At 52.2% G+C, this 19,559-nt stretch carries 18 protein-coding genes, 3 tRNA genes and 1 pseudogene; 12 read left to right on the top strand and 10 right to left on the bottom strand.

The genetic code is table 11. From position 1 onward, the window contains the following. Positions 1-509: 509 nt before the first annotated feature. On the top strand, positions 510-1,304 hold the full coding sequence (locus ACTHTJ_RS09565; protein WP_070584606.1) for a 3'-5' exonuclease: 795 nt from the start codon (positions 510-512) through the stop codon (positions 1,302-1,304). A gap of 83 nt (positions 1,305-1,387) precedes the next feature. Here the strand turns inward: ACTHTJ_RS09565 and prmC are convergent, their stop codons facing one another. The 9 genes from prmC to ACTHTJ_RS09610 all read right to left on the bottom strand — a co-directional run bounded on the left by prmC (position 1,388) and on the right by ACTHTJ_RS09610 (position 8,355). Further along, positions 1,388-2,200, bottom strand: coding sequence for a peptide chain release factor N(5)-glutamine methyltransferase (prmC, locus tag ACTHTJ_RS09570; RefSeq protein WP_070584604.1), 813 nt, complete (start codon positions 2,198-2,200; stop codon positions 1,388-1,390). Beyond that, entirely contained in the window at positions 2,190-2,651 is a 462-nt protein-coding gene (locus tag ACTHTJ_RS09575) for a hypothetical protein (protein ID WP_070584602.1), read from the bottom strand. Before ACTHTJ_RS09575 ends, prmC begins: the two co-directional genes overlap by 11 nt. A gap of 53 nt (positions 2,652-2,704) precedes the next feature. Then, positions 2,705-4,147, bottom strand: coding sequence for a metalloprotease TldD (gene tldD, locus ACTHTJ_RS09580; protein ID WP_036492608.1), 1,443 nt, complete (start codon positions 4,145-4,147; stop codon positions 2,705-2,707). 559 nt (positions 4,148-4,706) lie between these two features. After that, positions 4,707-5,549 (bottom strand): cell division protein, encoded by an 843-nt coding sequence (locus ACTHTJ_RS09585; RefSeq protein ID WP_070584600.1) that lies wholly within the window; start codon positions 5,547-5,549, stop codon positions 4,707-4,709. A gap of 15 nt (positions 5,550-5,564) precedes the next feature. Then, positions 5,565-7,325 (bottom strand): bifunctional biotin--[acetyl-CoA-carboxylase] ligase/type III pantothenate kinase, encoded by a 1,761-nt coding sequence (locus ACTHTJ_RS09590; protein ID WP_070584598.1) that lies wholly within the window; start codon positions 7,323-7,325, stop codon positions 5,565-5,567. Beyond that, entirely contained in the window at positions 7,322-7,828 is a 507-nt protein-coding gene (locus tag ACTHTJ_RS09595) for an adenylyltransferase/cytidyltransferase family protein (RefSeq protein WP_141745162.1), read from the bottom strand. The genes ACTHTJ_RS09590 and ACTHTJ_RS09595 overlap by 4 nt, the downstream gene beginning before the upstream one ends. A 260-nt stretch (positions 7,829-8,088) precedes the next feature. After that, positions 8,089-8,164, bottom strand: a tRNA-His gene (locus ACTHTJ_RS09600). A 9-nt stretch (positions 8,165-8,173) separates the two neighbouring features. Next, positions 8,174-8,250: transfer RNA gene (locus ACTHTJ_RS09605), tRNA-Arg, on the bottom strand. 27 nt (positions 8,251-8,277) lie between these two features. Continuing rightward, positions 8,278-8,355, bottom strand: a tRNA-Pro gene (locus ACTHTJ_RS09610). A gap of 200 nt (positions 8,356-8,555) precedes the next feature. Between ACTHTJ_RS09610 and folD the strand changes: the two genes are divergently transcribed. From folD to aroG, 11 genes and pseudogenes are all read left to right on the top strand, one after another. Next, positions 8,556-9,407, top strand: a complete 852-nt coding sequence (folD, locus tag ACTHTJ_RS09615) for a bifunctional methylenetetrahydrofolate dehydrogenase/methenyltetrahydrofolate cyclohydrolase FolD (protein ID WP_070584596.1) — start codon at positions 8,556-8,558, stop codon at positions 9,405-9,407. Positions 9,408-9,492: 85 nt separating this feature from the next. Further along, on the top strand, positions 9,493-10,566 hold the full coding sequence (locus ACTHTJ_RS09620) for an AI-2E family transporter (RefSeq protein ID WP_070584594.1): 1,074 nt from the start codon (positions 9,493-9,495) through the stop codon (positions 10,564-10,566). A 129-nt stretch (positions 10,567-10,695) separates the two neighbouring features. Then, entirely contained in the window at positions 10,696-11,937 is a 1,242-nt protein-coding gene (locus ACTHTJ_RS09625) for an aromatic amino acid transporter (protein WP_070584592.1), read from the top strand. Between the two features lie 94 nt (positions 11,938-12,031). Next, a complete protein-coding gene (locus ACTHTJ_RS09630) occupies positions 12,032-12,484 on the top strand; it encodes a DUF7832 domain-containing protein (RefSeq protein ID WP_070584590.1) in 453 nt (150 codons plus the stop codon). An 11-nt stretch (positions 12,485-12,495) separates the two neighbouring features. Continuing rightward, positions 12,496-13,074 (top strand): D-glycero-beta-D-manno-heptose 1,7-bisphosphate 7-phosphatase, encoded by a 579-nt coding sequence (gene gmhB, locus ACTHTJ_RS09635; RefSeq protein ID WP_070584588.1) that lies wholly within the window; start codon positions 12,496-12,498, stop codon positions 13,072-13,074. Between the two features lie 71 nt (positions 13,075-13,145). Further along, positions 13,146-13,877, top strand: a complete 732-nt coding sequence (locus tag ACTHTJ_RS09640) for a lysophospholipid acyltransferase family protein (RefSeq protein ID WP_070584586.1) — start codon at positions 13,146-13,148, stop codon at positions 13,875-13,877. Between the two features lie 38 nt (positions 13,878-13,915). Continuing rightward, the gene (locus ACTHTJ_RS09645) at positions 13,916-14,638 is read left to right on the top strand and encodes a M48 family metallopeptidase (RefSeq protein ID WP_440360753.1); all 723 of its coding nucleotides are present in this window, start codon (positions 13,916-13,918) and stop codon (positions 14,636-14,638) included. Positions 14,639-14,810: 172 nt separating this feature from the next. Next, positions 14,811-15,188, top strand: a complete 378-nt coding sequence (locus ACTHTJ_RS09650; protein ID WP_070584584.1) for a hypothetical protein — start codon at positions 14,811-14,813, stop codon at positions 15,186-15,188. Positions 15,189-15,344: 156 nt separating this feature from the next. After that, positions 15,345-16,820 (top strand): surface lipoprotein assembly modifier, encoded by a 1,476-nt coding sequence (locus tag ACTHTJ_RS09655; RefSeq protein ID WP_070584582.1) that lies wholly within the window; start codon positions 15,345-15,347, stop codon positions 16,818-16,820. Between the two features lie 270 nt (positions 16,821-17,090). After that, a pseudogene (locus ACTHTJ_RS09660) lies at positions 17,091-17,387 on the top strand (subtype B tannase); the annotation flags it as partial. 292 nt (positions 17,388-17,679) lie between these two features. After that, on the top strand, positions 17,680-18,723 hold the full coding sequence (gene aroG / locus ACTHTJ_RS09665; RefSeq protein WP_070584580.1) for a 3-deoxy-7-phosphoheptulonate synthase AroG: 1,044 nt from the start codon (positions 17,680-17,682) through the stop codon (positions 18,721-18,723). Positions 18,724-18,880: 157 nt separating this feature from the next. Here aroG and ACTHTJ_RS09670 read toward each other — a convergent pair whose 3' ends face one another. Beyond that, the gene (locus tag ACTHTJ_RS09670; protein ID WP_070584578.1) at positions 18,881-19,498 is read right to left on the bottom strand and encodes an NAD(P)H-binding protein; all 618 of its coding nucleotides are present in this window, start codon (positions 19,496-19,498) and stop codon (positions 18,881-18,883) included. Positions 19,499-19,559 lie beyond the last annotated feature (61 nt).

Genomic DNA, 19,559 nt, shown 5'->3' on the forward strand with positions numbered 1-19,559 from the left:
ATTATAAAACAGTTCATCTGAAAAAATGCATTTTAATCATTCAAAATATGAAATTAAATTAAATTAAAATTTAAAAAAACAAAATAAATATCTAAATTTAAAATAATTATGAAATATAATTGCAAAAATATGACAATACCTGAAATTTATACTAAAACAAGCCTTCAGAAAAAAATACTTGGCAAACTGTAAAAATTCGCGTAAATTTCACTACATCAAATTACAAAACGTTCAGACGGCCTAGCCGGTTTTAGATACTTTTGTAAGCAGTTTTCTGATATTGCAAGAAATTGCGGTATTTTAGAGGATTTCGGTGCAATGCCCGAAATGAAAGTTTACCGATGCAGAGTTGAGCTGCATCTGTAAAGCCGCAGGTGAAAGCCTGTATTGTTTGTGAAGCGTAAATCTCTGATTTGAGGTATTGGGGCAATCCTGTGGGGGATTGCCTCTTTTTTTATCTGCGCCGTCATGCCACAATGACATCATCCCTTATCCAACCCGATCACGCCATGACTCCGATACTAGCCTTCGACATCGAAACCATTCCCGACGTAAACGGCATCCGCCAGCTTTACGATTTACCTGCCGATTTGCCCGACAACGAAGTCGTCCTGTTTGCCCAACAGCAACGCCGCGCCAAAACCGGCAGCGACTTTATGCAACACCATCTGCACCAAGTTGTCGCCATCTCCTGCTGTATGCGCTGGGGTCAGGACAAAATCCGCGTCAGCACCATCGGCGATCCCGAAGACAGCGAAGAAGTCATGATTGCCAAGTTCTTCGAGGTCATCGAAAACTATACGCCGCAACTCGTCAGCTGGAACGGCGGCGGTTTCGATCTGCCCGTCCTCCACTACCGCGCCCTGATACACGGCATCAGCGCCGCCCGCTATTGGGACATGGGCGACGGCGATTTTGGCGACAGCCGCGACTTTAAGTGGAACAACTACATCAGCCGCTACCATACCCGCCATTGCGACCTGATGGATTTGCTCGCCCTCTACCAACCGCGTGCCAGCGTGCCTTTGGACGATATGGCCAAACTCTGCGGCTTCCCCGGCAAACTGGGCATGGATGGCAGCAGAGTTTGGGACGCTTATCATGCAGGCCGTCTGAAAGACATCCGCGATTATTGTGAAACCGATGCCGCCAATACCTACCTGATGTATATGCGCTTTCGCATGATGAGCGGCGCGCTCGATGCTGACGAATACGAAGTCGAAATCAAACGCATCAAACATTATCTGGCCGCACAAGCCGAAGAAAAACAACACTGGGCGGAGTTCGTCGCTGCTTGGCGTTAAATCAGGCCGTCTGAACAGACAAACCAGAAAACAAAAAGGGCGTGATCGACACGCCCTTTTTTAATTCCGACAAACCATGCCCACTAAGCAGGCAAACGCCCCAGCGTGACCCTATCCAATCCAGCCAAATCCTGTTCGGTTGCCACTTCGGCAAAACCGTTCTCCAGCATAATGTTCCGCACTGCTTCGCCTTGATCATAGCCGTGTTCAAACAGCAGCCAGCCGTTGGCTTTCAGGTATTTTGGGGCTTCTTGGGTAATGTGGCGGATATGGCTGAGGCCGTCTGAAAAGTCGGTCAACGCATTTTGCGGTTCAAACCTCAAATCGCCTTGAGACAAATGTTCATCGCCATCCTCGATATACGGCGGATTGGAAACAATCACATCGTATCGGCCTTCAGACGGCCTGTCGGTATCAAACCACGAACCCTGCGCAAACTCGACTTTTGCGCCCAATTCGGCTGCATTTTGACGGGCAGTATCCAAAGCACCGACGCTGATGTCGGATGCACGAACATCGGCATCACCGCGTTCAAGCGCGACGGTCACGGCAATGGCGCCGCTGCCTGTCCCCAAGTCCCACACACGGCCTTGCGGCGGCAAGCGTTTGAGTACGGCTTCCACCAAATGCTCGGTTTCAGGACGGGGAATCAGCACATGGGGATTGACGGCAAAACGTCGTCCGTAAAACTCGCGTTCGCCCAACAGATAGGCCATCGGCTCGCCTTTCAGACGGCGTTGTGCCAAAGCCTCCAAGGTTTGCAGGGCAGATTCTGCCAAATCGTCCGTACCGCGTGTCACCAGCTGCGCGCGCGTATAACCCAGCGCATATTGCAACAACATCCGCGCTTCATTTTTGGGCAGTGCCGATTGGCGTAACCATTCATCAAGCGTCATTTCTCGCCCCATCTGCCAGCGTTGTGGCTTTTCTTTCCTTATTCTTTCCGGCAAACGTGCCGATGGTGGCAACCGCAAATGCGGCATACCACAAATAAAATCCTGCACCGTAGCGCACAATATCCGATGTATTCCCTGCTTCATCGACGTGTACGGCTTTCACACTGAAAGCCACCAACGCCAAGCCCCAAAGCGCCGCATGGACAGGCACGACCTTCTTCCGCAACGCCAGCAAAACAATGGCTGCCAACCAAACATAATTCGCATAGGCCGCACAATACCTGATATCCAAAGAAGCAAATATCGACCCCAAAATCAAAACGGTCACACCCTTCATGCTTTCATGATTGTCCAAATAAAATGCAACATTGGACAAAGACGCTATCCACAGGGCAACCGACACCAGCAACATCACTATGGGAAAACTTGATTTCCGATTCTGTTCCTGCATGGTTTTATCCTAATGTAAAAGGCCGTCTGAAAAACTTTCAGACGGCCTGCCGTTTAAATTTCGCTACCGCCGACGGTCAGCCCGGCATCAATCCTCAGGGTCGGTTGTCCGACGCCGACAGGAACGCTCTGCCCTTCTTTGCCGCAGACACCGATGCCGCTGTCGAGCGCGGAGTCGTTGCCTATCATGGAAACGTGTTTCAGCACTTCGGGGCCGTTGCCGATGATGGTCGCTCCTTTGACAGGATATTGCAGCTTGCCGCCTTCCACCCACCACGCTTCGGATGCGCTGAACACGAACTTGCCGCTGGTAATGTCCACTTGTCCGCCGCCGAAGTTGACAGCGTAAATGCCCTTGTCGATGGACGCGATGATTTCTTCCGGCTCATAGCCGCCGTTTTCCATAAAGGTATTGGTCATGCGCGGCATAGGAGCGGAAGCGTAACTTTCGCGGCGGCCGTTGCCGGTCGATTGCGTGCCCATCAGGCGGGCGTTGGTTTCGTCCTGCATATAGCCGACCAAAATACCGTCTTCAATCAATACGGTGCGACGGGTTTCGTTGCCTTCGTCGTCGATATTGAGCGAACCGCGTCTGTCGGCAATATCGCCTTGATCCACAACGGTCACGCCTTTGGCGGCCACGCGCTCGCCGATACGGCCGGAAAAAACGCTGGTTTCTTTGCGGTTGAAATCGCCTTCCAAACCATGTCCGACCGCTTCGTGCAGCAACACGCCCGGCCAGCCGTTGCCCAAAACGACGGTCATCTCGCCGGCAGGCGCAGGACGGGATTCGAGATTGGTCAGGGCTTGTTTGACAGCGGAATCGACAAACCGATGCACCAAGTTTTCATCGAAATACGCCAAATCATAACGCCCGCCACCGCCTGCGCTGCCCTGCTCGCGACGCTCGCCCTGCTTTGCAATGACGGTTACATTCATGCGCACCATCGGGCGGATGTCGGCAGCGTGTTTACCATCCAAACGGGCGATGTACACCATGTCGTATTCGCAGGTCAAACCGGCCATCACTTGCACGATACGCGGATCGGCGGCTTTGGCCAGCGTTTCGACTTTGTTCAACAGCGCGACTTTGGCAGCAGAATCAAGACTGGCAATAGGGTCAATCGCCATGTGGACAGGCTTGCCGTAGGCAGGTGTCGGCACTTTGACGCTGGCCTCGCCGCCGGCCGCACCAATCACGCGCACGGCTTTGGCAGAGCGGTTGATCGAATCGATACACAGGCTGTCGGCGTAGGCAAAAGCAGTTTTATCGCCCGAAACGGCACGCACGCCCACGCCCTGATCGATTTGGAAGCTGCCCGATTTGACGATGCCTTCTTCCAAATGCCAACTTTCATAGGCAGTACGCTGGCAATAGATGTCGGCATAATCGACATGGTTGGCGCCGATAATGCTCAGGCTTTGGGCGAGCAAATCGGGGGAAAGATGGTTGGCTTCGAGCAAATCTCGCTGTACGGCGGCGTAGGTTTGTTGCATAATTTTTCAGACGGCCCGACAAGCAGGCAAAGTTAATTTGGCCTTGATTATACGGTATTTTATATGGCTTTGGATATGTTGATTGCTTGGATTTATGAGTGATTGAAACAAATCAAAAGGCCGTCTGAAACATAGGGTTGAAATGCTTGCCTTACCCTATTTCAACCGGCCTGTTTGTTTGACGTTCAGACGGCCTTTTCAATCATGGCAAAGCCGATACTGAAATTAAATTTTCATAAAAAACAAATTATTACGGCAAAATCCATTATTTTTTCAATTTTGCTATTGATAATAGTTATTATTAGCGTATAATCAAAACCACTCGGAAGACGTCCTAATCCGAGCCATTAAACGACAGATTTTATCCCCCTCTTCCCCATTATCTCTTGATACTCGGAGTGCGCATATACGAAACATACCTGTTCCCCTTTATATCAGATACTCAAAACCGAAAAACATGAAACCCACTGCCGATACAGTGGGTTTCGTGTTTTGCAGCGTTCGGTTTATCAGGCTTGGCCGGCTGCTGATCAGGCCGTCTGAAACCGAATAGACCTGATTATCGGCAGGTTTTCATGTTCAATTTGCCATAACGGCCAACAATGTTTCTGATGTCTTGTGCATCGCGCTCGTCGACCGCCATAAAGACCACGGTCATGCGCGCCACGCTCAAACCGGTATCGGGTGCGCTTCTGTCTTCCTGTTCGACAATACGCGCGCCGCCGAAACCTGCGCTAGACAAGCGTGAAATCAAAACTTGGGCGGAAGAGCGGCTGCGTGTTACGTCAACGCTGATTTCGCCGTTGTGAATGCTGCCGCTAAAGCCGCGGCTGCCCAAGGCATCAAGCTGGGCGGAAGTGTCGCCGTCGGCAGGCAAGACCACGCGGAAGGTTTTGGATGAAGTCTCGCCACCGGATGCGCCGTTGCGTTTTTCGATACTGCGGCTGGCCGCATGAGGCCATTTGCCCAACAGGCCTTTGATGCGGTGGTAATCATCTTCATCCATCACCACGGTGGCGCTGCTGGTACACAAGAGTTCCACGCCGGCTGCACCCATCTCTTCTTCAGCGGCGCGACGCTCTTGCGCCTCTTTCTCGTGGCGCATTTTTTCTTTTTTCTCTTTCAACTGCTGCGCTTCTTGCTTTTTACGCAAGGCTTCCGCTTCTTCGGATTCAGGTTCGGCCATAATCAGGCCGTCTGATTCGACCACCACCCAATCGGGTTGCGATGCCTGCTGCGGCTCGGCTTTGGGCGCGTCCAAAGAAGACGGGCGCAATAATTCGTGCGTACCGCCTTCCAAGGCAGATTCGGGTTTGGCGGTTTTATGTTGTGTCCGATAGGCAACCATGCTGCCAAAAACAATGATGTTGAGTGCGACCAAGACCGCAAACAGCCATTTCATGATGCGTTTTCCTTTTTATTGTCCGTTGCGATGGGCAATCCAATGCAAGAGCCCGTGAATCACGAGATTATCGACGATTTTCACTTGATTGTCATGAACGAATGACTCCGGCAGCGCCTGCACGACTCTGGCCGCGCCGCCACCCGTGATAATAATATCGACCGGTTTGCCCTCGCCCGTTTTGTCTTTCAGACGGCCATGCATCATCATCAACGCGCCGCAAACGGCATCCATCATGCCGCTGGCAATGGCGTTCGGCGTTGTGGTTGGGAACGGATATACCTTGCCGATGGGGCGGTTGAGGTTGGCGGTCTTGAGCGCCATCGCCTCTTTCATTAAGTGGAAACCGGGCATGATGGTGCCGCCGAGATAATGATTGTCTTCCGTCAGCGCGTCGGTGGTTACGGCAGTACCGCAGCTGACGACGACGCAGGCGTTTTGCGTAAAGCGACGACTGCCCAGCGCATTAAACCAACGGTCAGAACCATGTTCTTCAGGGCGGCGATAATGGTTGCGGATACCCAAGGCCTGCGGCATGGAAGACAGCCATTCGACCGGACGGGTTAATTGTTCTTCGACCATCGCTTTTTTTACCGAACCGCACACGGCGCAACCGACAATCTTCACATCTTCATCGGCAAATTGCAGCCATTCTTCACCCAGCTGGGTCAAATCACGATACGGCGCACGGCCGACTTCGGAAAATGTGCCGTTCTCCACCCACGCCCATTTCAACTGACTGTTGCCGCCGTCCAGCAGCAAAAAGCGTTCCGGCTTGGCGGTGGCAGGTTGTACCGGGCGGTTATCCGGACGCAAGCTGATCTCTCCGCTGACAATGGTTTTTTCGCCCTTGTCCGTCAACAAACGCAACGCGCCTTGCGCATCCACGCCTTTGACCACGCCTTCATGTACAACGCGTCCTTCCTGAAGCAGCAACACCGGCCTGTCCGTGTCACGGTTGGCGGCATTGTATTCGCTGACACATGATGCAAATCCGTTTTGCGCGTATTCGTTCAACAGCGCATCGAGTTGCACCAATACCGCATTCAATAAGGTTTTGACGCTTACGCCCTGCTTAGAGGCCGTCTGAAACAAGGCCTGCACGGAAGTGGCATTTTCAACTTCTTTCGGCAATACAAAATTGATACCGATGCCGATGACGGCGACAGTCTTATTATCTACCCGCGCCGTTTCAATCAAAATACCGGCCAATTTATCGTTGGCCACGACCAAATCGTTCGGCCACTTGATATTTACGTCCAAACCGATATCGGCAAGCGCGCGGCGACAAGCCAATGCCACCACCAACGCCAGCGAACCCAGCTCATACTGCGGCTTGTCAAACGCCCAGCCCAAGCTGAACATCAGACATTCGCCCTGTCGGTTGACCCAGCTTCGCCCTTGCCGTCCGCGGCCTTTGGTTTGGAAATGCGCCACACACAAGGCCTTATGCGCCAAATCTGCCGACTGGCGCGCCAACGCCATGATTTCATCGTTGCTGGACGAACATTCGTGTTTCAACTGCGCACGAAAACCCTGTTTGCCGGCCATTTGTTGCAAAGATTCTTCGGAAAACACAGCCAAAGGGCGCACCAAGCGCCATTGCCCGTCGTGCTGACGCAGCAAACCGCGGATATGCCCCGGCATCTGCTGCCAAAATCCGTTTAATTGTTGCGGCTTCATACCGACCACGCGCGCCAACTGAGAAACGTGTTGCGGCAGGCCGTCTGAAAGCGCGGCGAGCAAGGCCCAATGGCGGCTGTTCAAATCCGTCATTCGCCTCCTCCGGCTTCGCGGATTTTCGCCAACGTTTTGGTGGTCGAAGTCTGGTGTAAAAACGGAATCGAAAACACTTTGCCGCCGCGCGCAAACGTCTCGGCCGCACCGACAATCTTATCCACAGGCCAGTCGCCGCCTTTAATCAATACATCGGGTTTGACCATTTCAATCAACGCGGCAGGCGTATCGTCATCAAACCAAGTGACCAAATCCACGCTCGCCAATGCCGCTGCCACTGCCGCGCGGTTTTCCAAAGGATTAATCGGGCGATCATCCCCTTTGCCCTGACGGCGCACCGAAGCATCGGTATTCAACGCCAGCACCAAAGCCGCACCGGCCGATCGCGCCTGCGCCAGATACGTTACATGGCCCCTATGGAGAATATCGAAACAGCCATTGGTAAACACCAGCGGACGGGGCAATGCCGCCAAACGCTCCGCCAGCTTTTCGGGCGGACAGATTTTGGATTCAAATTCTGGAGCTGACCATTCGGACATGATGCGGTTCCTTTGGGAATGAAACAGAAAATAATCGGGGTATTATAAAGGATAACGGCGAAACGCCATAAAAAGATACCGAACGGTACAATATTCGGGCTTGACTGCGTATTCATTGATATTTGATAACACAGCAAACGCCATTTTTGCCGATGCCATGATAAAACGGTTTGATAAATACTATTTTTGAAACCCAATTAAATCTGAAGTAAAATTCGGGTATAAACGGAAAAAAGCCTGCATACAATATGCAGGCTTTCATCTGGGGTGGCTGATGGGGCTCGAACCCACGACAACTGGAATCACAATCCAGGGCTCTACCAACTGAGCTACAGCCACCGTAAAAATTGGCACGCCCGACAGGAATCGAACCTGTAACCCCCGACTTAGAAGGTCGGTGCTCTATCCGGTTGAGCTACGGGCGCTCATGCCGATTCGTGCGAAGAATTTTGTGGTCGGGGCGGTGGGATTCGAACTCACGACCCTCTGCTCCCAAAGCAGATGCGCTAACCGGGCTGCGCTACGCCCCGACTGAAGACCTGAACTATACAGACCCTTTTTAACCCGGTCAACACCTACTTTGCTTTATTTTTTCATTTTTTGATTATCCTATTATTTTTAATCGTTATTTATTTTTATACTTCACAATCAGGGCTACTCTTTTGTGTCAGGCCGTCTGAAAAATGCGATAATTTAAACACAATATTTGTCCCTATTTAGAAGGAAAATCATGGCTGCACAACTTATAGACGGAAAAAAAATCTCCCAGCAACGCATCGAGGCGGTCGCGCAGGCGGTAAAAGCGCGTCAGGAAAAAGGTTTGCACACACCTTGCTTGGCGGTGGTATTGGTTGGCGACGACCCTGCCAGCACGGTTTATGTACGCAATAAAAAACTGACCTGCCAAAAAAGCGGCATCGAATCGCGCTCTTATGAGCTGCCGTCTGAAACCACGCAAGACGATTTGCTGAAACTGGTGGACGAATTGAACGGCGACCCTGCCGTCGACGGTATTTTGGTGCAACTGCCGCTACCGGCACACATCGACAGCCAAGCGGTTTTGGAGCGTATCGAGCCGCATAAAGATGTGGACGGCTTCCACCCTTACAACGTCGGCCGCCTGGTCGTCAAAATGCCGCTGATGCGCCCTTGCACACCCAAAGGCGTGATGACTTTGTTGGAAGCCTACGGTATCGACCCGAAAGGCAAAAAGGCCGTCGTCGTCGGCGCATCCAATATTGTCGGCCGCCCGCAGGCGTTGGAATTGCTGCTGTCCCGCGCGACGGTAACCATTTGCCACAGCGCCACGCAAAACCTTGCCAATGAAGTTGCCGCCGCAGATATTTTGGTGGTCGGCGTAGGCATTCCGAATTTCGTTAAAGGCGAATGGGTCAAACCCGGCGCAGTCGTTATCGATGTGGGCATTAACCGCTTGGACGACGGCAGCCTGTGCGGCGATGTGGAGTTTGATGTCGCCAAAGAACGCGCTTCCATGATTACGCCCGTTCCCGGCGGCGTCGGCCCGATGACGATTGCTACTTTATTGGAAAACACGGTACACGCGGCCTCATTGCACGATTAATCACTGTCATTAAGTTAGGCCGTCTGAACATGATTTTTCAGACGGCCTGACCTGTTTTTTTTGCTTTTTACCTTATCGGCTTCACATGTCCTTACTCTCTTCCCACACCGACAACCCGACTTTCCGCAACGCTTCCTATATCCTGATGGGTTTGGCTTTGCTGATTGTCTTGCACTACCATTTGCTGCCGCTGCTGCTGTCGGTTATCCTGACCTATATCTTTATTACGCGCACCAACGGCGTCATCCTCAAACTCCGCCGCCGTGTTTTGCCGCGTAACACTCGGCTGCATAAATCGCTCAATGCGCACAATATCAACCTGATTTCCACTACGTTGACGCTGGCCATCGTGTTCAGCATCATCACGATGATGTCTTTGGGCATTTACCACCTGATACACGGCGGCCATGTCGGCTTTATGTTGGCCAAGCTGGCGGCGATTTTGGAAGACACCAAAAACAGCCAAGACCTGCCTGCGGCTATTCTCAATATGCTGCCCAACAATATGACCGAAATCAAAGCCTCGGCGATCAAGCTGATTGAAGAATACCGCGCCGCGCTGACCCGTATCAGTAAAAACAGCATCACGTCCTTCGTCTACATCCTCATCGGTATCATTATCGGCGCCATGCTCAGTTTCCACCGCCTGGAAATGCGCAAAAACCGCCATAAAATGCCGCTGTTTAAAGCCGAATTGATGCGGCGCATCGTCAATTTTGAAACCAGCTTTGAACGCGTATTCCTCGCCCAAGTCAAAATCTCACTGATCGACACCTTCCTGACCGGCCTGTACCTTTACTTGGTTTTACCGCTGTTCGGTGTTGAGCTGCCGTTTAAAATGACCGTCCTGATCGTCGCCTTTATCGTCGGTCTGATTCCGGTGGCGGGCAACCTGATTTCCAACACCATTATCATTATTTTGAGCCTCGGCGCATCGCTTTACGTCGCACTCGCCTCGCTGGTTTTCCTTGTTGTCATCCACAAGCTCGAATATTTCCTCAACGCCAAAATCATCGGCTCGGAAATCGAATCCAGCGCATGGGAATTGCTGGTGGCAATGGTCGTCTTTGAACGCATTTTCGGCATCGGCGGCATCATCGTCGCGCCGGTTTATTACGCCTATTTGAAAAACGAATTGAAACTGCGAAAATTGATTTAATCAGTTGCATTTATACACATCAAAGGCCGTCTGAAAACGACAATCGGGTTTTCAGACGGCCTTTGCTTTACCTTTTCTTACACTTTACGGCATAATGGCAGCCACGCATTTCTAGAAGAAAGATAAACAATGTCAACCAAAACCCCATCCCTATTCGGCGGCGCGATGATTATCGCCGGTACGGTTATCGGCGCAGGCATGCTTGCCAACCCGACCGCCACTTCCGGCGTATGGTTTACCGGCTCGCTGGCCGTGTTGCTGTACACCTGGTTTTCCATGCTCTCCAGCGGCCTGATGATTTTGGAAGTCAACACCCATTATCCGCACGGTGCCAGCTTCGACACCATGGTTAAAGACCTGCTCGGCCCGACTTGGAACGTCATCAACGGCGTTGCTGTCGCTTTCGTTTTATACCTGCTCACCTACGCCTACATCTTCGTCGGCGGCGACCTGACTGCCAAAGGCATCGGCAGCGCGGTAGGCGGCGAAATTTCGCTCACCGTCGGCCAACTCGTCTTCTTCGGCATTCTCGCCTTTTGCGTTTGGGCATCCGCACGCTTGGTTGACCGTTTCACCAGCATCCTCATCGGCGGCATGGTACTCACCTTCATCTGGGCAACCGGCGGCCTGATTGCCGATGCCAAAATGCCTGTCCTGTTCGACACCCAAGCCCCTTCCGGCACCAGCTACTGGATTTATGTTGCCACCGCCCTGCCCGTCTGCCTTGCCTCATTCGGCTTCCACGGCAACGTTTCCAGCCTGCTCAAATACTTTAAAGGCGACGCGCCCAAAGTGGCCAAATCCCTGTGGTCGGGTACGCTGATTGCCTTGGTGATTTACGTCCTCTGGCAAATCGCCATCCAAGGCAACCTGCCGCGCAGCGAGTTTGCACCGGTTATCGCCGCCGAAGGCCAAGTTTCCGTCCTGATCGAAACGCTGTCCAAGTTCGCCCAAACCGGCAATATGGACAAAGTGTTGACCCTGTTCTCCTACATGGCGATTGCAACGTCCTTCCTCGGAGTAACGCTCGGCCTGTTCGACTACATTGCCGACATCTTCAAATGGAACGACAGCATCTCCGGCCGCACCAAAACCGCCGCACTGACCTTCCTGCCGCCTTTGATTTCCTGCCTGCTCTTCCCTACCGGCTTCGTTACCGCCATCGGCTACGTCGGCCTAGCCGCAACCATCTGGACAGGCATCATCCCCGCCATGCTGCTCTACCGCTCGCGCCATAAATTCGGCGCCGGCAAAAACTACAAAGTTTACGGCGGATTCTGGCTGATGGTTTGGGTCTTCCTCTTCGGCATCATCAACATTGCCGCCCAAATATTGAGCCAAATGGAACTTGTTCCCGTATTTAAAGGTTAAATTCCCTTAAGGCCGTCTGAAACACCCTCTTTCAGACGGCCTAATTCATTATTTTCCGCTACAATACCCCCTTTCCCCCCAACGAACACCGTCCATGTACGACAATATCCGCTTCCATCTCGACGAAGACTATCCCGACCAGCTCCCACCCGAAAACGCCGCCACCCATATCGGCATGTACTGGCAGTGGGCGGCGCAGACAGGCCTCGTCAACCCCGTCTGGCAAACCGCCCCCGAAACCGCAGCCGACTTCGCTGCCATGACCTCGGGCAAAATCAGCGGACGGCACTTCCTGCTCAAACACATGGACGGCGCATTGACGGCGGACGACTTTACCGAACTCGGCCAACGGTTTACCGAGTTCTACTACACCGACGAAGAAGACGGCTACGGCGCATTTATGGAAGACTACGTCCTCGCCCTCGACACGCCCTCGCTCGGCGGCTTTTACCACGTCAAAAACACCCCGGAAACCTTCGCCAAACTGACACCCGTTTTTCAGACGGCCTTTGAAAAATGGAAAAGCAGTTTGAAAGCAGAAAAATAAGAGCCCACACCATGAAACTCATCATCCTCGACCGCGACGGCGTTATCAATCAAGACCGCGACGATTTCGTCAAATCCGTTGACGAATGGATTCCCATCGAAGGCAGCATGGATGCCATCGCCTTTTTAACGCAGGCAGGCTACACCATCGCCGTGGCCACCAACCAATCCGGTATTGGCCGCAAATACTTTACCGTGCAAGACCTGACCGAAATGCACGCAAAAATGCACCGCCTTGCCGTTCAAGCAGGCGGTACCATCGATGGCATTTGGTTTTGCCCGCACACTGCCGCCGACAACTGCGAATGCCGCAAACCCAAGCCCGGCATGATTATCGACATCATCGAACGCTTCAAAGCCAATGCCGCCGAAACCTGGCTGGTCGGCGACAGCCTGCGCGACCTGCAAGCCATTGATGCCGCAGGCGGCAAATCCGCGCTCGTCCTGACCGGCAAAGGTAAAAAAACGCTGGCCAAACACGAGCAAGAACTGCCCGAACACACCCAAGTCTTCGACAACCTGCTGGCTTTCTCGCAATACATCATGCGTGAAAACACACAAATCGAAGAAGCCGCGCAAGCCATCCTATAAACAACAAGGCCGTCTGAAAACTGCCGACAATGGCGTTCAGACGGCCTTCAAACGACAGACTTTTCCCCGATATGCTGATTATCCGCAACCTGATTTACTGGTTCATCCTTTCCTCTAGCATTATTTTGCTGTTCCCATTTATGCTGCTTGCCCTGCCCTTCCAAGGCGGCGCACACAAAATGGCGCAAATTTGGGTGCGCATCCTCAACTGGTCGCTCAAGCACGTCATCGGTTTGAACTACACCTTAAGCGGCGCAGAAAACATTCCCGACCACCCTGCCATCATCTGCGCCAAACACCAAAGCGGCTGGGAAACCCTCGCCCTGCAAGAGATTTTTCCGCCGCAAGTCTATGTTGCCAAACGCGAACTGTTCAAAATCCCTTTCTTCGGCTGGGGCTTGAAGCTGGTTAAAACCATCGGCATCGACCGCAGCAACAGCCGCGAAGCCAACAAACAACTCTTAGAACAAGGCCTTGCGCGTAAAAACGAAGGCTATTGGATTACCATTTTTCCTGAAGGCACACGCCTGCCGCCCGGTGAAAAAGGCCGCTACAAGCTCGGCGGCGCGCGCATGGCAAAAATGTTTGAGATGGACATCGTCCCCGTCGCGCTCAACAGCGGCGAATTTTGGCCGCGCAACTCCTTCCTCAAATACCCCGGCACGGTCAGCGTCATCATCGGCAAACCCATTGCCCACAACAACGGCAATGAAGCCGAACTCATGGCCCAATGCGAGCAATGGATCGAAAGCCAACAGCCCCTGATTACCGGACAAGGCCCGTTCGCGCCCAAAACCAAATAAATCATTCCATCGGGTGGGCCGCTATACCCGCCCTTACCATGCCGTCCAATATTTTTCTCAATATCATGCCCCACCTCCATACCCACACCCTTTCAGACGGCCTCACCATTCATATCCAGCTCAAACACAGTGCCAAGAAAAACCTCATCTTGCGCCCCGTTTCCGCCGATACCGTCAGCATCAATATCCCTCCGTTTGTTACCCAGCGCACCTTTACCCAATGGCTGAACGACAACGAAGCCATCCTGCGCCGTACCCTAAACAAAACACCGGCCCGACAAACACCTACAGACACGCTTCCCGAATGGATTTGGTATCAAGGCGTTCAGACGGCCTTGTCCGTCCACACGGCAAACCACATCCAAATCAGGCCGTCTGAAATCCTGTTGCCCGAAAAAGAAACCGCTATCCAACTCACCCATTTGCGCCGCCTTCTGCACGAGCGTGCGCGCGAGTATCTGCTGCCGCGCCTCGAAGGCCATATCCGAACCACCCGCCTAACCCCGAGCGCCATTTCCCTTTCCAACGCCAAAACTTTCTGGGGTGTATGCCGCCACACTACCGGCATCCGCCTCAACTGGCGGCTCATCGGCGCGCCCGAATATGTCGCCGACTACGTCTGCCTGCACGAACTCGCCCACCTGCGCCATCCCGACCACAGCCCTGCGTTTTGGGCTCTGACCCACTCGATCACGCCGCATGTTGACCAAGCCGAACAATGGCTGAAGGCGCACGGCAGCGAATTGTTCCGCCTCGGCTAAGTCTTATCCGGCAGCATTTTTCCGCAGGCAAACACCAGCCCAAAGCAAAGAATCAATGCCCTCCAAACAAATCATGTAGCCGCGCGTAAAATCAGGTTTATCCGCTTGCCGCCACTCATACCTACCGATAAGATGATGCCATTCTCAAAACCCTTTTCAGAAAGGAAAACCGATGACCAAAGCAAAATCGTTACTGGCCACCGGCATTTTGGCTCTTTTCTCCGCCACGGCATTCGCCTCCCCGCTGCCTTCCGAAATCTACCGTCCGGCAGGCGCGCACACCATCAAAGCCGATCATCAAGGCGACGGCGAATTTGAATACGAAGCCGAACTTTCCGGCCAACGCAATTCCATTCCTTCCTTGGCCAAAAAAGTGATTGCCCACGCGCGCAGCAAAGGTTTCCATGTGGTTGAGTCTGAAATCAAACACGACGATGCCGATCTGAAATTCAAACGCGGCAAACAAGAGCTGGACGTTTCCATCGAAGACAAAGGCCAAGGCCGTATCGAATACAAAGCCGATTTGGATTTGGACTTGGACCAAAACTAAATCCGACTCGCAAATAAAGGCCGTCTGAAATCCCATCGGGTTTCAGATGGCCTTTTGTCGTCTTTATCAGATATAATGGCACTCGGTTTGTAAAATTTCTGACTCAAAACATTGTACAATCTGCCCACTTATACCGATAACATCCCAAACATTGCCATGAAAAAACGTCTGCTCCTCCTCGCCATCCTTCCCCTTTCCCTTCACGCCGCCGATGTGCCGCCTGATGTGAAACCCGAGCTTCAAGTCAACACAGCCGAACCCCAACAACCCGAAACGCACAACATCACTGCCGAGCAGACAAACAGGCCGTCTGAAAAAATCATCAACGTCGATGCCGATACCCTGCTTGCCAACACCGAATTACTGGCACGCGCCATGTATTCCGCCGTCGTCGCCCACAACATCCCCGGCATCAAAGCCGTTTTGCCCATTTACGAACAATGGCCAGAACACGACCGCGCCATGGCACGCTATGCCAAAGGTTTGCTTGCCCAATCCGAAGGACGCGCCGCCGAAGCCATCGGCCATTACCGCCGCTTTATCGCCGAGCAACCCGATGCCTCCGCCGTCCGCTGGCAGCTTGCGACCGCCTTGTTTGAAGACAAACAAAACGAAGCCGCAGCCGACCAGTTCGACAAACTACAAACCGAATCCCTCCCGCCTGCCTTGCAAGAACGCATCGAAACCTACCGCAAAGCCCTGCGCGAACGCGACTCATGGCAATTCAATGCCGGCTTGAACATCACGCGCGAACAAAACATCAACCAAGCCCCCGGCCAACGCCGTCTGGGCAACCACCTGAGCGATGAACAATGCCGCGCCGTGCGCCTAGCCTATCCCGACGACGACTGCTTCCGAGGCTGGACATTCCCCGAGCCCATCGATGCCACCGCCGTCCACTACCAAATCGGCGCAGAAAAAAAATGGTCGCTGCCCCGCGGCTTCTATGCCACGGCAGGCGCAGACCATTACGGCAAAATCTATCCCAAACACACCAACTACAACGACCTCACCACACGCTTTTCGGCAGGCATCGGCTATGCCGACCAGCGCAACGATATCGGCATGACCCCGTTCCATGAACGCCGCTTCTACGGCAACGACCCCTACACCTACACCAACGGCGCACGCCTCCACTACAACCATTGGTGGCAACCCAAGCTGCAAACCCTCAGCGCATTTGAAGCAGGCCGTCTGAAAAACGGCCGCCGCGAGCATTCCAACAACACCAGCCAACTGCTCAGCAACTCCATCGTGTACTACCGCAACGCGCGCCAATACTGGGTAGCCGGTATCGACCTCTACCGCGAACGCAACCGCGACGACAAAAGCGACAGCTTCAACCGCTACGCCCTGCGCACCACATGGGGACAAGAATGGCCCAAAGGCCTCTCCACCGTCCTACGCCTCAGCGCCGCCCAACGCCATTACCAAGCCCCCAGCTTCTTCAGCAACGAACAAAACCGCCGCGACAAAGAAGCCTCCGCCTCCCTAAGCGTATGGCACCGCGCCCTCCATTTCAAAGGTATCACCCCGCGCCTGACCATTGCCCACAACAAAACATGGAGCAACGACAAGTTCTACGAATACGGCAAAACCAAAATGTTTGTCGAATTGAGCAAAACGTTCTGACAAATAGAACTAATCTGGGGATCAAGCAAAAATATCGGTCCTGCATACTGATTTACAAGGCAGATTCAAACTTTTACAGATACCGGATAAATAGGATTTTCAAGGCATAATTCCTCATTAAATTTATATTTATCAAATAGATAAATCCAAGCCAATATTACTTCACAGCGCAACGCACAACACTACATAACGTTACAAAAAATCAGGCCGTCTGAAACCCAACTTGGCGTTTCAGACGGCCTTAGTATTGGTTATCGTATCCGTTTACCTCTTCAACACAACACCGCTGCCAACGCCGAAATCGCGGACGAAGAAACCGTCAAAATCATGAACCCGCTCAACTACATCGGCAAACCGGGCGTAAACCTGCCGCAAAACTGGCGCATCCGCGTCGGCACCAACGACCGCGACACCTCACTGGCAGTCTCCGCCATCTTAACCGCCAAACTGCAAAACAACGGCCAAACCGTCGACTACGCCCTGCCTTGGGATGTTGGCCACAGCGGCGATTATGACTTAGACGAACTGTTTGCCTGGATGAAACAAGTTAGCAATTCTGCAAAATAATTGTTCGCAATATAGATTGAGATGAGATTTGGTATCCTGTTTTAATTAAAGAAAGGCCGTCTGAACTTTTTCAGACGGCCTGTATTTTGATAAAAACTTAAAGCCCTTTATTATATAAATGAAATTTTTAATAGAATTAAATTCTAATTTTTATGAATTAACTGATTTTAAATTCCATAAAATAATTTAAATAAAGAAATTTTAGAATAAAATTGCTAAAACAAAAAATCAAGCCTTGTTTAATTCTGCTAAAACCTGTAACCTGTATCAAAAATAAACAAGAGAGTCCATCATGTCCCAGCACCACCCTACCGACGATATTAAGATCAAAGAAGTCAAAGAGTTACTCCCTCCAATCGCACATTTGTATGAGCTACCTGTTACGCCTCAGGTTGCCAATTTGGTTTATAAAACACGTCATGAGATTTCGGATTTGGTTCACGGCCGCGACAACCGTTTGCTGGTCATCATCGGCCCATGCTCGATTCACGATACTAAGGCGGCGGTAGAATATGCGCAAAAATTGCTGACCTTGCGCAAAAAATATGAGAAAGAGTTGCTGATTGTGATGCGCGTGTATTTTGAAAAACCGCGTACAACCGTTGGCTGGAAAGGTTTGATTAACGATCCGCACTTGGACGGTACGTTTGACATCAACTACGGCCTGCGCCAAGCGCGTCAGTTGTTGCTGACTTTGAACGAAATGGGCATGCCTGCTTCGACTGAATTCTTGGACATGATTACGCCGCAATACTACGCCGACCTGATTTCTTGGGGCGCGATTGGTGCGCGTACGACTGAAAGCCAGGTACACCGCGAATTGGCCAGCGGCCTCTCCTGCCCTGTCGGTTTTAAAAACGGTACGGACGGCAATCTGAAAATCGCCATCGACGCCATCGGTGCCGCCAATCATCCGCACCACTTCCTGTCTGTAACCAAAGCCGGTCATTCCGCGATTGTCCACACCAGCGGCAATCCTGACTGCCATGCGATTTTGCGTGGCGGTAAAGAGCCTAATTACAGCGCGGAGCACGTTAAAGACGCGGTTGCGCAGCTTCAAAAAGCCGGCGTGAGCAGCAAACTGATGGTGGACTGCAGCCATGCCAACAGCCGTAAAGACTTCCGCAAACAAATGGATGTGGCGCGCGATGTTGCGGCGCAGCTGAAAGCCGGCGAAGAAAACATCATGGGCGTGATGGTCGAAAGCCACTTGGTTGAAGGCCGTCAAGACAAGCCTGAAGTTTACGGTCAAAGTATTACGGATGCCTGCATCGGTTGGGATACGACTGAAGAATTACTGGCACTGCTTGCCGAAGCGAAAGGTTACCAAGCATAAGTGCGAAACCATTAAAAAGACCGGATATGTTCCGGTCTTTTTTGTGCCTGTTATTTTGATTTCCTTGCTCATATTCATAATAAAAACAGTATTTTAAGAAAAAATCAGGCCGTCTGAAACAATTAAAAAACAGTTTCAGACGGCCTACTCAATCCGTTTATGCCGCACCAACGCTATACGTTTCGCCCTTGCTGTCCGCTTGGCCGACAATGGCAGCAACGGCAGCGGCCAAGCCGTTGCGCGTCATGTATTTTTGCGGAATTTCTTGGGCATTTTGTGTCAAGGTATAGGCATTATCTTCGCCATCGGCAAGGCCGCAGGGGCGCAAGATGGTCCAATTCAAACCGCTTTGTTTGAGATAGATTTCGGCTTCCGTTTTGGCACGGACGGCTTCGCCGAGTGCCTGTTTGAACGGCTCGCTCATCATGTCCCATTGTTCACCGCAGCCCATGCTGGTAATCAGTACAAAGCGGGCTTGCGGATTGGCGGCTTTCGTAGCGGCAATGATGTTGATATTGCCCAGCGCATCGCTGCGGATGCCCTCTTCGTTTTTACCGCCGACAAAACTGATCACGGTATCGGGACGATATTGTGCCAACGCTTTATCGAGCGCGTCGGCATCAAGCGCATCGGCGACGACGGTTTGAATATTGTGTTCGGTAAAAAAGCTGTCTTCAGACGGCCTTCTCAATACGGCGACGGTATCGGCTGAGTCAGTCAATGTGCGGATATAGGCGCGGCCGGACGGCCCGTTGGCTCCGAAGATGAGTTGCATGTTTGGGGTTCCTTTGTATGGTAGATGTTTGTTGTTAGAAAATCCGCTCCTCTATGCAACA

Source organism: Neisseria sp. P0018.S001 (genome assembly GCF_051957355.1).
In the GTDB taxonomy this organism is placed as follows: Bacteria; Pseudomonadota; Gammaproteobacteria; order Burkholderiales; family Neisseriaceae; genus Neisseria; species Neisseria subflava_A.